This window comes from Amycolatopsis sp. PSD-21, from assembly GCF_055561455.1.
The window spans coordinates 6802843-6817352 of record NZ_CM145712.1 but is presented as its reverse complement, the minus strand read 5'-3'; the positions used below and the strand labels follow the sequence as shown (position 1 = coordinate 6817352).

Genomic DNA, 14510 nt, shown 5'->3' with positions numbered 1-14510 from the left:
TGTTGCGGGGTCCTGGTCACCGATGGGGTGACCTGTCCTGAGAGGTGCCTAGTGGCCGACTTGCTCTACGCCGTGCTCCTGATCGGCGTATTCGTGGTTCTCGCCCTGACCCTTCGCGGTCTGGAAAAGCTGTGACCGGCACGGGAACCGTGGCCAACGTCGTCGGCGGACTGCTGGCGCTGGGGCTGATCGTCTATTTGTTCATCGCACTGGTCAGGCCGGAGAAATTCTGATGTCAGACATGATGGCCGGCCTCCTGCAGGCCGGTCTCCTCCTCGTCGCGCTCGCCGTGGTCCACCGGCCACTCGGCGACTACATGGCGCGCGTCTTCTCGACAGAGAAGCACACGAAGGCCGAACGCGGCCTGTACCGCCTGTTCCGGGTGAACCCCGGATCGGAACAGCACTGGAAGACCTACGCGTCCGCCGTGATCGGCTTCTCGTTCGTCTCCGTCGTCTTCCTCTACCTGCTTCAGCGGCTCCAGGCGATCCTGCCGTGGAGCCTCGGCAAGGAACCGGTCTCGCCGGCGGTCGCCTTCAACACCGCCGTCAGCTTCGTGACCAACACGAACTGGCAGTCCTACAGCCCCGAAGCGACCATGGGTCACTTCGTGCAGATGGCCGGCCTGACCGTGCAGAACTTCCTGTCCGCCGCCGTCGGCCTTTCGGTCGCCATCGCGGTCGTCCGCGGATTCGTCCGCTCGAAGACCGACCGCCTCGGCAACTTCTGGGTGGACCTGACGCGCGGCACGATCCGGATCCTGCTGCCGATCGCGTTCGTCGCGGCGATCACGCTGATCGCGCTCGGCGTCGTGCAGAGCCTCAAGAGCGGCGTCGACGTCCTCAACCCCGACGGCAGCACGAGCAAGATCGCGCTCGCCCCGGCCGCGAGCCAGGAAGCCATCAAGGAGCTCGGGACCAACGGCGGCGGCATCTTCAACGCCAACTCCGCCCACCCGTTCGAGAACCCGAACGCCTGGACCAACCTGATCGAGATCTTCCTGATCCTCGTGATCCCGGTGTCGCTGACCCGCACGTTCGGCAAACTCGTCGGCAACAAGCGCCAGGGTTACGTCCTGCTTTCGGTGATGGCCGCGCTGTTCACCGCGATGCTCGCGGTCACCTGGCTGTCCGAAGCCAACGCGAGCGGCCCCGCGTCGCTGGCCGCCGGGGCGAATCTGGAGGGCAAGGAACGGCGGTTCGGCATCGGCCTGAGCTCGCTGTTCGCCAACGCCACCACCGGCACGTCGACCGGCGCCGTCAACGGCGCGCACGACAGCTACAGCGGGCTCGGCGGCGGGGGCGTGCTGCTCAACATGCTGCTGGGCGAGATCTCGCCGGGCGGGGTGGGCACCGGTCTCTACGGCATCCTCGTGATGGCCGTGATCGCGATGTTCCTCGCCGGGCTGATGGTCGGCCGGACGCCGGAGTACCTCGGCAAGAAGCTCGGGAAACGCGAGGTCACCTGCGCGGCCGTCTCCATGCTGGCGATGCCGACCGTGGTGCTGCTCGGTTCCGGTGTCGCGCTGATGCTGGCCGACACCCCGGCCGCCATGACCAACTCGGGCGCGCACGGCCTTTCCGAAGTCCTGTACGCCTACGCCTCGGCGGGCAACAACAACGGCAGCGCGTTCGGCGGGCTGACCGTGACGAACGACTGGTTCCAGTCTTCGCTGTCGGTGGCCATGCTGCTCGGCCGGTTCGTCCCGATCCTCGCCGTGCTGTGCCTGGCCGGATCCCTTGCTTCCCAGCGGAAGGTTCCGGAGACCGCCGGCACGCTGCCGACCACCGGGCCGCTCTTCGGCACGATGCTCGCGGGCACGATCGTGCTCGTCGCGGCCCTCACCTTCATCCCGGCGCTCGCGCTCGGGCCCATCGCAGAGGCACTCGCATGACCGTCACACAGGAACGCACTCCCGAAGAAACGACCCAGCACCACGTCGAGAACACCGGCCGGGTCGGCGCGGGGATCTTCAGCCCGCGCCAGCTGCTGACCTCCTTGCCGGAGGCGCTGCGCAAGCTGAATCCCAAGCACCAGCTCGGCAACCCGGTCATGTTCGTGGTGTGGATCGGCTCGGCGCTGACCACGGTCTTCGCGATCACCGACCCGAGCGTGTTCACCATCCTCATCACCATCTGGCTGTGGTTCACCGTCCTGTTCGCGAACCTCGCCGAGGCCGTGGCGGAGGGCCGCGGCAAGGCGCAGGCGGAAACCCTGCGGCGCAGCAAGAAGGAGACGGTCGCGCGCCGTCTCACCGAAGACGGCGACGAGGAGACCGTGCCGGGCGCCGATCTGCGCGTCGGCGACCTCGTGGTCGTCGAGGCGGGACAGGTCATCCCGGGTGACGGCGACGTCGTCGAGGGCATCGCGACCGTCGACGAATCGGCCATCACCGGCGAGTCGGCCCCGGTCATCCGCGAGTCGGGCGGCGACCGGTGCGCGGTCACCGGCGGCACCACGGTGCTCTCGGACCGCATCGTCGTGAAGATCACCACCAAACCCGGTGAGTCCTTTGTGGACCGGATGATCGCCTTGGTGGAAGGCGCTTCCCGGCAGAAGACGCCGAACGAGATCGCGCTGACGATCCTGCTCTCGACGCTCACGATCATCTTCCTGCTCGCCGTCGTGGCGCTGCAGCCGATGGCGGGCTACTCCGGCAGCCAGCAGTCCGTGATCGTGCTGACCGCGTTGCTGGTCTGCCTGATCCCGACGACGATCGGCGCGCTGCTGTCCGCGATCGGGATCGCGGGGATGGACAGGCTGGTGCAGCGCAACGTCCTCGCGACGAGCGGCCGCGCGGTGGAGGCCGCCGGCGACGTCTCGACCCTGCTGCTGGACAAGACCGGCACGATCACCTTCGGCAACCGCAAGGCCACCGAGCTGATCCCGGTCGGCGACTCCACCATGGGCGACATCGCCAAGGCGGCCCGGCTGTCCAGCCTCGCCGACGGCACGCCGGAAGGCCGCAGCATCGTCGAACTCGTCGCGAGGGAGCACGGGCTCGCGGAGACCGCGTCCGACGAGGAGAAACGCGCGGAGTTCGTCGAGTTCACCGCGCAGACCCGGATGAGCGGTATCGACATCGGCGCACGCCAGGTGCGCAAGGGCGCCACCTCGGCCGTCCGGGATTGGGTCCGCGACCACGGCGGCGACATGCCGGACGAGACCGAGCGCGTCGTCGACGAGATCAGCGGGCAGGGTGGCACGCCGCTCGTGGTCGCGGAGTACGACGGCGTGAAAGCGTTCGTGCGCGGCGTGATCCGGCTGTCCGATGTGGTCAAACCCGGGATGAAGGAGCGGTTCGTCCAGCTTCGCTCGATGGGTATCAAGACCGTCATGATCACCGGGGACAACCCGCTGACCGCAAAGGCCATCGCGCGGGACGCGGGCGTCGACGACTACCTCGCCGAAGCCAAGCCCGAAGACAAGATGGCGCTGATCAAGAAGGAGCAGGAGGGCGGGCGGCTGGTCGCGATGACCGGCGACGGCACCAACGACGCTCCCGCGCTCGCGCAGTCCGACGTCGGCGTCGCGATGAACACCGGGACCTCCGCCGCCAAGGAGGCGGGGAACATGGTGGACCTCGACTCCGACCCGACGAAACTGATCGAGATCGTGGAGATCGGCAAACAGCTGCTGATCACCCGCGGCGCGCTGACCACCTTCAGCGTCGCCAACGACCTCGCGAAGTACTTCGCCATCCTGCCCGCGATGTTCACCGGCATCTTCGCCCAGCTCGGCGCGCTCAACATCATGCAGCTGGCGACGCCGAAGTCGGCGATCCTGTCGGCGGTCATCTTCAACGCGCTGATCATCGTCGGGCTGATCCCGCTCGCCCTGCGCGGCGTCCGGTACAAGCCGTCGTCCGCCTCGGCGCTGCTGCGCCGGAACCTGCTGGTCTACGGCCTCGGCGGGATCGTCAGCCCGTTCCTCGGGATCTGGCTGATCGACCTGCTCGTCCGTCTCATCCCTGGAATCGGGTAACGCCATGAACGCACTGCTGAAGCAGACCCTCGCCGGGCTGCGTGTCCTGCTCGTCTTCACGGTCCTGCTGGGCGTGGTCTACCCGCTCGGCGTGTGGGTGGTCTCGCGGATCCCCGGCCTCGAAGGCAACGCCGAGGGCTCGATCATCAGCCAGGGCGGGCAGGCCGTCGGCTCGTCGCTGATCGGCGTCGACCCGGTCGCGGCCGACCCGGCCAAGGACCCGTGGTTCCACAACCGCCCGTCCGCGGGCTCGAAGGACGCCCTCGGCCCCGGCGACCCGTCGTCGTCCGGCCCGTCGAACAAGGGGCCGTACAACGAGGACCTGGTCGCCGCGATCGGTGAACGCAAGAAGCTCATCGCCGCCCGCGAGGGTGTCCAGGAGTCGCGGGTGCCCGCCGACGCGGTGACGGCGTCGGGGTCGGGGATGGACCCGGCGATCAGCGTCGCCTACGCGGACCTGCAGATCCCGCGTGTGGCCAGGAACACGGGCCTGCCGGAGGAGAAGGTCCGGCAGCTCGTCGCGGAGAACACGAGCGGTGCCGGGATCGGGGTGCCGGGCGTCAATGTGCTGAAGGTCAACTTGGCCGTGCGCGACGCGGCCGGAGGAGCACACTGACAGACGTGGACGAGAACACGACCAAGCCGCGCCGGGGTGAGCTGAGGATCTACCTCGGCGCGGCCCCGGGCGTCGGCAAGACCTACGCGATGCTCGGCGAGGCGCGGCGACGCCTCGACCGGGGCACCGACGTGGTCATCGGCCTGGTCGAGACGCACGGGCGGAAGAAGACCGCGGAGCTCGTCGAGGGTCTGGAGACCGTGCCGCGCCGCCGGTCGGCGCACCGGGACCACGAGTTCGAGGAGATGGACCTCGACGCGCTGCTCGCCCGCGCCCCCGAGGTCGCCGTGGTCGACGAACTCGCGCACACCAACGTGCCGGGTTCGCGCAACGAGAAGCGCTGGCAGGACATCGACGAACTGCTCGCCGCCGGGATCGACGTCCTCTCCACGGTGAACGTGCAGCATCTGCAGAGCCTCAACGACGTCGTCGAGCGGATCACCGGCGTCACCCAGCAGGAGACGGTGCCCGACGAGGTCGTGCGGCGGGCCGAGCAGCTGGAGTTGGTCGACATAACGCCCGAAGCGCTGCGGCGGCGCCTGGCGCACGGCAACGTGTACCCGGCCGAGCGGATCGACGCGGCGCTCGGCAATTACTTCCGCCCCGGCAACCTGACGGCGCTGCGGGAGCTCGCGCTGCTGTGGGTCGCCGACCAGGTCGACGTCGCGCTGCAGCGGTACCGGGCCGAACAGAAGATCACCGACACGTGGGAAGCCCGCGAACGGGTGGTCGTGTCCATCACCGGCGGCCCGGAGAGCGAGACGCTGATCCGCCGCGCGAGCCGCATCGCGAACCGCGCGGGCGCCGAGCTGCAGGTGCTGCACATCCTGCGCGGCGACGGGCTCGCCGGGATGGGGCCGACCGCGGTCGGCAAGTACCGGAAGCTGGCCGAAGAGGTCGGCGCGACCTTCCACACCGTCGTCGGCGACGACGTGCCGACGGCGCTGCTCGACTTCGCGCGCGGGGTGAACGCGACCCAGCTGGTGGTCGGGACCTCGCGGCGGTCACGCGTGGCGAGGCTGTTCGACGAGGGCATCGGCGCGGCCGTGGTCCAGCGGTCCGGCCCGATCGACGTCCACATGGTCACGCACGACGAAGCGGGCGGACGGCTGCGCGCCCGCTTCAACCGGAGCCCCTTGACGCCATCACGCCGCCTGACCGGCTGGGTGCTCTCACTGGTGCTGCCGGCGCTGGCGACGCTGCTCGGTGTCCTGCTGAGGGATCAGCTCGACTTCTCCACCGACGTGATCGACTACGTGCTCGCGACGGTGCTGGTCGCGCTCGCCGGCGGGCTCGGCCCGGCCTTGCTCGCGGCGGTGTTCTCGGCGGGACTGCTGAACTTCTTCTTCACCCCGCCGCTGTACAACCTGACCGTCCACGAGCCGCGCAACGTGATCACACTGGTCGCGATGGTGCTGGTGGCGGTCCTCGTCGCGGCGGTCGTCGACACCGCCGCCCGGCGCGCGACGCAGGCCGCGCGGGCGCGGACCGAGGCGGCGTTGCTGGCGTCGTACGCGCGGACGGTGCTCACCCACGCCAACCCGATCGAGCGGCTGCTGGAGAAGGTCCGCGAGAACTTCGGCCTGACTTCGGTGACCCTGCTGGAAAAGCGGGACGGGAAATGGAAACGGGTGGCGAACGCGGGCACGGATCCGTGTGCCGACCCGGACCAGGCCGACGTCGACATCGCGGTCACCGCCGACGTCCACCTGACGCTGCGGGGCCGCGCGCTGCCGGCGTCGGACCGGGGCGTGCTGGAAGCCGTCGCGGGGCAGGCGTTGCTGGCCCTGCGGCAGCAGCGGACGGCGAAGGCGGCCATCCGGGCCGAGCGCAAGGCCGAGGCGACCGAACTCCGCACGGCGCTGCTGTCGGCCGTCGGCCACGACCTCCGCACCCCGCTGACGTCGATCAAGGCGGCCATCGGCAGCCTGCGCGCGACCGACATCTCACTGTCCGAAGAGGACACCGACGAACTGCTCGAAGCGATCGAGGAATCGGCGGACCGGCTGGCCGGGCTGATCGACAACCTGCTCGACTCCTCACGGCTGGCGACCGGCGCGGTGCGCCCGCACCTGCGCCCCGTCGGCTACGACGAGGTCGTCTCGCACGCGCTGTCCAATGTGGACAACTCCGAGTCGGTTGTGGTCGCGATCGACTCGCGGCTGCCGTCGGTGTGCGCCGACCCAGGCCTGCTCGAACGCGTCGTGGCGAACGTGATCGACAACGCGCTGCGGCACGGCAGGTCCGGCGAGCCGGTCTCGGCCCGCGCGAGCACGCATTCGGAACACGTCGAACTGCGCATCGTCGACCACGGGCGCGGGCTCAAGAAGGGCACCGCGGACTCGGCGTTCGCGCCGTTCCAGCGGCTCGGGGGAGACCGGGACAGCGTGCCCGGCGTGGGACTGGGGCTGTCGGTCGCCAAGGGGTTCACCGAGGCGATGGGCGGGCGGATCCGGGCGGAGGACACGCCCGGCGGCGGGCTCACCGTCGTCATCTCGCTGCCCGCATATGTTGGTCAGGATCCGGAAAAGAGCCTCCTCGCTTTCGACGACGAGGGCCTCGAGAACGAAGAGGAGGAGCGAGTGCGATGAGCGCAGACACCGCGTCGGCGACCGTGCTGGTCGTCGACGACGAACCGCAGATCGTGCGAGCCCTGCGGATCAACCTGTCCGCCCGCGGCTACAAGGTGATCACCGCGCACGACGGGACGGCCGCGCTGAAGGCCGTCGCCGAGACCAAACCCGACGTCGTCGTTCTCGACCTCGGCCTGCCCGACCTCGACGGCACCGAGGTGATCGCCGGGCTGCGCGGCTGGACGACCGTGCCGATCATCGTGCTGTCCGCGCGCGGCGACTCGGCCGACAAGGTCCAGGCCCTCGACGCCGGCGCCGACGACTACGTCACCAAACCCTTCGGCATGGACGAACTGCTGGCGCGGCTGCGGGCCGCCGTGCGCCGCTCGGCGTCGTCCGGTGTGGACGGTGCGGACGCGGTCGTGGACACGGGATCGTTCCGGATCGACCTCGCGGCGAAGAAGGTGCGCCGGGACGGCAAGGAAGTGCACCTCACCAAGACCGAATGGGGAGTGCTGGAACTGCTGGTGCGCAACCGCGGGCGTCTGGTGGCGCAGAAGCAGCTGCTGCACGAGGTGTGGGGGCCGACGTACGAGACGGAGTCGCACTACCTGCGCGTGTATCTGGCGCAGCTGCGGCGGAAGCTGGAACCGGAACCCTCGCGGCCGCGGCACCTGCTGACGGAGCCGGGGATGGGCTACCGCTTCGAGGTTTGAGCCCCCGCGTGCGTGGCTGACGCGTTGCGAAAGCCACTTTTGCAACCTTCAACGTTGCGAAAGTGGCTTTCGCAACCTCCTGCCGCCCCAGCGCCGTGCCGCAATTAGTCGGCTGACTGCGATGGATTCGGTGCGGGCCGGGAAGTAGTGAAGGCCTCCTTCCCTACCGTCAAGGTAGGCAAGGAGGCCTTCACGGACCCGAAGTCCTACTGAGCGCTGCTCGTGGACGTGTCGGTGCCCGAAGTGCTGGACTTGCCCGGCGACGATTCCGGGGCGCCGCTGGAGCTGGAGCCACCGCCGGTGGTTGTCGTTGTCGGAGGATTTTCCGTCGGCGAGGGTTTGGGCGTCGTGCTAGACGGCGTCGTGCTGGGCGACGGGTCCGACGACGGCGGCTTCGACGGACCGGGATCAGGGTTCGGTCCCGGCCCGGGGCCGGGACCCGGATTCGGGTTCGGCGGCACCACCGGCGGGGGCGGGGTGACGACGCTCGTCGTCTCCTTGCCGTCCGCCCCGACCGAGGTCACCGTGGTCGGCGGCGCCGTCGAGCTGGAGGGCGCGCCCGGGGTGGGCGAACCGCTGACGGTCATCGGGCCGCCGGGGACGGCGTTGCCCGGGACCAGCTGGACACCGGCGGGGGCGATGCCCTGCCCGCCGCCGGGGACGCCGGTGCCGCCCGCGGTGGCGGAGACGCCGGGGCCCGCGAGTTCGGCGATCGCGGCGAAGGCCGTCGCCACCACGAGGCCGCTGACGCCGAGGACGGCGTAGCCCGCGCGGTTGAGCTTGCCGGTCGCGCCGCGCGGCGGTGCCACGGACACGCGTGCGCTCGAATCAGACCCGTCGGGACGGGGCATGTGCTGGCTCCTCGGATGGGGGACTTCGGGGAGTTCGGCTACCCGGGCGAGGTAGCCCAAGTGGGGACCCGGCGCGGAGATTATCACCGCCGCTTCACCGTCTGCGAACTACAGCGCACGTCGTGTTCACCCTCCGCGTTCATCCGCATGGTGCACGATAGGGGTCGTGAGTGAAGAAGTAACGCACATCAGGCTGACCGCGTGGGTGCACGGCCGGGTGCAGGGTGTCGGTTTCCGCTGGTGGACCCGTAGCAGGGCGCTTGAGCTGGGGCTGGCTGGCAGCGCGGCCAATCTGGCCGACGGACGTGTCGAGGTGATAGCGGAGGGTGTTCGTGAACACTGTGAGCGGCTTTTGGCCGCCCTGCGCTCCGGGGAATCACCCGGAAGTGTGGATCACGTAGTCGAGCGGTGGTCGCCTGCGAAAGGCGGGCTTCGCGGCTTCGTGGAGCGCTGAAGCCCGGCGTCCCACGATCACCGTGAGCACACAGGTAGCCTGGGTCGATTGAAAGACCGGTTCCCGCAGCCAGAGGGGTCAGCACGACGTGCACCTGAAGAGCCTGACGCTCAAGGGCTTCAAGTCCTTCGCCTCGGCGACGACGTTGCGTTTCGAGCCGGGCATCACCTGCGTGGTCGGACCGAACGGGTCCGGCAAGTCGAACGTCCTCGACGCGCTCCGCTGGGTCATGGGCACCCAGGGCGCGAAGGACCTGCGCGGCGGCAAGATGGAGGACGTCATCTTCGCCGGGACCGCCGGCCGCGCCCCGCTCGGGCGCGCCGAGGTCACCCTGACCATCGACAACGCCGACGGCGCGCTGCCCATCGAGTACTCCGAGGTCTCGATCACCCGCCGGATGTTCCGTGACGGCGCGAGCGAGTACGAGATCAACGGCGACCGCTGCCGCCTGATGGACGTGCAGGAACTGCTGTCGGACTCCGGTATCGGCCGCGAGATGCACGTCATCGTCGGGCAGGGGCAGCTTTCGGCGATCCTCGAATCGAAGCCCGAGGAGCGCCGCGCCTTCATCGAAGAGGCCGCGGGCGTCCTCAAGCACCGCAAGCGCAAGGAACAGACCCTGCGCAAGCTCGCGAACATGCAGGGCAACCTCGACCGTCTCGGCGACCTCACCACCGAACTCCGCCGCCAGCTCAAACCGCTGGGCAAACAGGCCGAGATCGCCCGCAAGGCGCAGTGGGTGCAGTCCGAACTGCGGGACGCGCGGCTGCGGCTGTTCGCCCACGACCTGGTCACCCAGCGCGAAGGCATCGCCAAGGAAGAGGCGGACGAGCGCGTCGCCCGTCAGCGGCGCGCCGAGGTCGAGCAGGCGCTGGAGATCGTCGCCGCCGAGGAGGCCGAGCTCGAAGCGTCGCTCGCCGAGGACGCACCGAAGCTGGCCGCCGCCCAGGAGACCTGGTACAAGCTTTCCGCGTTGACCGAGCGGTTGCGCGGCACCGTGCGGCTCGCGCTGGAGCGTCAGCGGCACCTGTCGTCCGACGTGCAGCAGGCGAGCACCGGTCGCGACCCCGACGAGCTGCTCGCCGAGGCCGAGCAGGTCGCCGAGCGGGAGCAGGAGCTCAACGAGGCCGTCGCCGAGGCCCGGATGGTGCTTTCGGAGACCGTCCAGCGGCGCGAGCAGCTCGAACACCTCGTCCAGGCCGCCGAGCGCGCGCATATGGCCGCCGTCCGCGCGATCGCCGACCGCCGGGAAGGGCTCGCGAAGCTCTCCGGCCAGGTCGAGGCGCTGCGCAGCAAGAACGGCGCCACCTCCGACGAGATCGACCGGCTCACCGTGTCGCTCGAAGAGGCGGCCGAGCGGGCCGAGATCGCCGTCGAGGAACTCGAAGAGGCCAAAGCGGCGGGTGGCGTCGAGGAATCCGACGACTCCGAGCTGCAGGCCCATCACGACCGCGCGGTGGAGGCCAACAACGCCGCCAAGGCGCGGGTCGAGGAACTGGTCAAGGCCGAGCGGGCCGCCGAACGCGAGATCGCGTCGGAGAAGGCGCGCGTCGAGGCGCTGTCGATGGGGCTGCGGCGCAAGGACGGCGCCGGCGCGCTGCTCGGCGCGCAGCACGAACTTCCGGGCCTGCTCGGTTCGGTCGCCGCGCTGCTCACCGTCGAAGCCGGACACGAGGTCGCGCTGGCCGCGGCCCTCGGCCCGGTCGCCGACGCGGTCGCGGTCAACGGTGGCGAAGACGCGCTCGCCGCGCTGAAGTTCTTGAAGGACAACGACTCCGGGCGTGCGGGCATTCTGCTCGGCGGCTTGGAATCCACTGTGGACACCAGCTCCTGGCCGTCGCTGCCCGAGGGTGCGCGCTGGGCGCGTGAAGTGGTCACCGCGCCGCCCGCGTTGCGGTCCGCCGTCGAGCACGCGCTCGACCGGGTGGCCATTGTGGACGGTCTGGAGTCCGCGCGACGGCTCGTCGAGGTGTACCCCGAGGTCAGTACGGTCACGCCCGAAGGCGACGTCTTCGGCGCGCGCTGGGCGGTCGGCGGGTCCGCCCGCAGTGAGAGCGTCATCGAGGTGCAGGCCGCGGTCGACGAGGCGAGCGATCGGCTCAGTGCCGCCGAGCGCGCGCTGGAACGCACCGCCGCGGAACTCGAAGGCGCCCGCGCGGGGCAGGCAGCCAGGCGCGAAGAGGTCGGCAGGGCCAAGGAAGCGCTCGGGGACGCGAAGGTCCGCAAGGCGCGTTCTTCCGAGCGGCTGAACCGGATGCAGCAGGCCGCGCGCGCCGCGCAGGCCGAAATGGACCGGCTGAGCAACCAGCGCGCCAAGGTCGAGCAGAGCCGCGAAGATGCATTGCGGCAGCTCGCCGAACTCGAAGAGCGGCTGGCCGCCGTCGCCGACCAGGAGGTCGACGAGGATCCGGACACCGCCGAGCGCGACCAGGCCGCCGAAGACCTCGGCACGGTCCGCCAGGAGGAGATGGAATCCCGGCTCGCGCTGCGCACCGCCGAGGAGCGCGCGCGGAGCATCCAGGGCAAGGCCGAATCGCTCCGCCGGGCCGCGCACGCCGAGCGGCAGGCCCGCGAACGGGCCGAAAAGTCCAGGGCCGCGCGGAAACGCGGCGCCGAGATCGCCAACGCGGTGGTCAACGGCGGCGAGATCGCGCTGGAGCGCATCGAGGTCTCCGTGCAGCGCGCCGCCCACGAACGGGACGAGGCGCAGGCACAGCGGCAGTCTCGGGAGACAGCGCTGACCCAGGTCCGCAGCAAGGTCCGCGAGCTGACCGGCGAACTGGAGAAGCTCACCGACGCCGTCCACCGTGACGAGGTTCTGCGCGCTGAGCAGCGGCTGCGGCTGGAACAGCTCGAAACCAAGATCGCCGAAGACTTCGGCATCGGTCTCGAGGACCTCGTCGCCGAGTACGGCCCGGACGTCCCGGTGCCGCCGAGCGCGGGGGAGATGGCCGAGTACGAGGCCGCCAAGGAACGCGGTGAGGACGTCACCCCGCCGCCGCCGATGCCGTTCGACCGCGACACCCAGGCCCGCCGGGCGAAGCGCGCGGAGAAGGACCTGAGCCTGCTGGGCAAGGTCAACCCGCTGGCGCTGGAGGAGTTCGCGGCGCTGGAAGAGCGCTACAAGTTCCTCTCCACCCAGCTCGAAGACCTCAAGGACACCCGCAAGGACCTCGAAGCCGTCATCAAGCAGGTCGACGAAAAGATCCTCGAGGTCTTCGCGTCGGCGTACGAGGACGTCGCGCGCGAGTTCGAGACGGTGTTCAGCGTGCTGTTCCCGGGTGGCGAGGGGCGCATGGTGCTCACGCAGCCCAACGACCTGCTCTCCACCGGTGTCGACGTCGAAGCGCGGCCGCCGGGCAAGAAGGTCAAGCGGCTCTCGCTGCTCTCCGGTGGCGAGAAGTCGCTCGTCGCCGTCGGCATGCTGGTGGCGATCTTCCGCGCCCGGCCTTCGCCCTTCTACGTCATGGACGAGGTCGAGGCCGCGCTCGACGACACCAACATGCGGCGGCTGATCGGGTTGCTGGAGCAGCTGCGGGACTCTTCGCAGCTGATCATCATCACCCACCAGAAGCCGACGATGGAGATCGCCGACGCGCTGTACGGCGTTTCGATGCAGGGCGACGGCATCACCAAGGTGATCTCGCAGCGGCTGCGTACGTCCGAAGAGGAGCTCGTCACCTCGTGAGTGGTAAGGACGGTTCTAACCGTCCTTACCACTCACGAGGCTCTAGACGGGGGTCGACTCCTTCACGTCCGGTTCGGCCAGCGGGTCCACGCTCCCGTGCCGCAGCGACAGCAACCCGCCCACCACGAGCGTGATCACCACACCGCACAAGGTGTACCAGGGCCACGCCAGCGCCACGGTGTTCCCGGAAGCCTTGCTGAAGTCGACGCCGATCAGGCTGCCGTCCGGTTTGTTGAACTTGACGCCCAGGATGATGAACGCCATCACGATCACCGTCGACACGAATGCCACGATCGCGTCGGCCTGCCTCGCCCGCTTGAACAGCAGGCCCAACAGGAACGCGCCGAGCAGGGCGCCGTAGGTGTACCCGGTGATGCCGAGCGCCTGCACCACGATCGGATCGGCCGAGGTCTTGTTGGAGGAGGCGAAGAAACCCGCGCACAGGATCAGCGCGCCCGCCCAGACGATCGTCCAGATCCGGCCGTGCTTCAGCCGGTCGGCTTCCGGGAGTTCCCGGCCGATCACCCGTTCGTAGACATCGGTCACCGTCGACGAGGCCAGCGCGCCGAGTGACGAACTCAGTGCGGCGGCGAGGATCCCGGCGATCACGAAGCCGGACAGACCGCTCGGCAGGTCGTTCACGATGAAGTTCGCGAACAGTTCGTCCTTGTTGGCCAGCCCCAGTCCTTCCGGCTTCGGCTTCGTCGGGGCGAGACCGTTGTACAGCGCCCACAGCAGCACGCCGATGAACAGGAACAGCGCGAACTGCAGGAACACCACGAATCCGCTGGCCACCAAGGCCTTCCGCGCGGCGCGCAGATCGTTGGTCGCCTGGAGGCGCTGCACGATCAGCTGATCCGAGCCGTGCGAGGCCATCGAGAGCACCGCGCCACCGATCAGCGCGGTGAAGAACGCGTACTGCCCGGTGAGCATGTTCGAGGAGAAGTCGAAGATCTGGAACTTGTTCGCGTCGACGGCCTTGCCGAACCAGCCGTCGGGCAGCCTGCCGGAGATCGCCCAGATCACCACGACCGCGCCGAGGACGTACCAGAGCATCTGGATCGCGTCGACCCAGACGACCGCGCGGACCCCGCCGAAGAAGCTGTAGAGCACCATCGCGATACCGAGGCCGATCACGATCGTCCAGTACGAGACGTTCAGGCCGTAGGCCGCCATCACCACCTTGATCGGGATCGCGGTGGCGAACAGCCGGATCCCGTCGGCCAGCGTCCGGGTGAGCAGGAAGGTCACCGACGCGGTGCCCTGCAGCCCGCTGCCGAAGCGTTTGCCGAGGAAGGCGTACGCGGTGACCAGGTTGCCCGCCACGTAACGCGGCAACAGCACCATCGACACCACGATCCGGCCCGCGATGTAGCCGATCGCCAGCGCCAGGTACGTCATGCCGCCGTCGCCGGGGGTGGCGATGTAGGCCACCGTCGGCACGGAGAGCACGGTGAGGGTGGACGTCTCCGCGGAGACCACCGAAAGGCAGGCCACCCACCAGGAGATCTTGCCTTCGCCGACGAAGTAGTCGGAGCCGGATTTCTGTTTGCCGCCGATCCAGACGCCCAGCAAGGGCATACCGACCAGAAAAAGCCCGATGATCGCGAGGTCAAGTGCGCGCATCC

Annotated in this window: 10 protein-coding genes; 8 read left to right on the top strand and 2 right to left on the bottom strand. The window is 69.4% G+C overall.

What is annotated here, in order from left to right; translation table 11 throughout:
• Positions 1-131: 131 nt before the first annotated feature.
• Genes kdpF through ACZ1DY_RS31885 form a run of 6 tightly spaced genes read left to right on the top strand, consistent with a single transcriptional unit; the run spans position 132 to position 7889 of the window.
• Positions 132-233 carry a K(+)-transporting ATPase subunit F gene (gene kdpF / locus ACZ1DY_RS31910; RefSeq protein ID WP_020630647.1) on the top strand — a complete coding sequence of 34 codons (102 nt, stop codon included), beginning with the start codon at positions 132-134 and terminating at the stop codon, positions 231-233.
• Complete coding sequence (gene kdpA, locus ACZ1DY_RS31905) at positions 233-1894, top strand: potassium-transporting ATPase subunit KdpA (protein ID WP_465481849.1); 1662 nt, start codon at positions 233-235, stop codon at positions 1892-1894. Before kdpF ends, kdpA begins: the two co-directional genes overlap by 1 nt.
• Positions 1891-3984 (top strand): potassium-transporting ATPase subunit KdpB, encoded by a 2094-nt coding sequence (gene kdpB / locus ACZ1DY_RS31900; RefSeq protein ID WP_257485154.1) that lies wholly within the window; start codon positions 1891-1893, stop codon positions 3982-3984. Before kdpA ends, kdpB begins: the two co-directional genes overlap by 4 nt.
• Before the next feature lie 4 nt (positions 3985-3988).
• Positions 3989-4600, top strand: coding sequence for a potassium-transporting ATPase subunit C (locus ACZ1DY_RS31895; RefSeq protein WP_465481848.1), 612 nt, complete (start codon positions 3989-3991; stop codon positions 4598-4600).
• A gap of 5 nt (positions 4601-4605) precedes the next feature.
• A complete protein-coding gene (locus ACZ1DY_RS31890; RefSeq protein WP_257485156.1) occupies positions 4606-7191 on the top strand; it encodes a sensor histidine kinase in 2586 nt (861 codons plus the stop codon).
• On the top strand, positions 7188-7889 hold the full coding sequence (locus ACZ1DY_RS31885; RefSeq protein WP_126733454.1) for a response regulator: 702 nt from the start codon (positions 7188-7190) through the stop codon (positions 7887-7889). The genes ACZ1DY_RS31890 and ACZ1DY_RS31885 overlap by 4 nt, the downstream gene beginning before the upstream one ends.
• A gap of 206 nt (positions 7890-8095) precedes the next feature.
• Here ACZ1DY_RS31885 and ACZ1DY_RS31880 read toward each other — a convergent pair whose 3' ends face one another.
• Positions 8096-8740: a hypothetical protein gene (locus tag ACZ1DY_RS31880; RefSeq protein ID WP_465481847.1), complete on the bottom strand. Its 645-nt coding sequence runs from the start codon at positions 8738-8740 to the stop codon at positions 8096-8098.
• A gap of 166 nt (positions 8741-8906) precedes the next feature.
• Between ACZ1DY_RS31880 and ACZ1DY_RS31875 the strand changes: the two genes are divergently transcribed.
• Together ACZ1DY_RS31875 and smc are read left to right on the top strand one after the other, a co-directional pair.
• The gene (locus ACZ1DY_RS31875) at positions 8907-9194 is read left to right on the top strand and encodes an acylphosphatase (RefSeq protein ID WP_192742667.1); all 288 of its coding nucleotides are present in this window, start codon (positions 8907-8909) and stop codon (positions 9192-9194) included.
• An 88-nt stretch (positions 9195-9282) separates the two neighbouring features.
• Positions 9283-12882 (top strand): chromosome segregation protein SMC, encoded by a 3600-nt coding sequence (smc, locus tag ACZ1DY_RS31870; RefSeq protein WP_465481846.1) that lies wholly within the window; start codon positions 9283-9285, stop codon positions 12880-12882.
• 42 nt (positions 12883-12924) lie between these two features.
• On the opposite strand, the gene ACZ1DY_RS31865 is transcribed toward smc, so the two are convergent.
• Complete coding sequence (locus ACZ1DY_RS31865) at positions 12925-14508, bottom strand: sodium:solute symporter (protein WP_257485159.1); 1584 nt, start codon at positions 14506-14508, stop codon at positions 12925-12927.
• Positions 14509-14510: the final 2 nt, after the last annotated feature.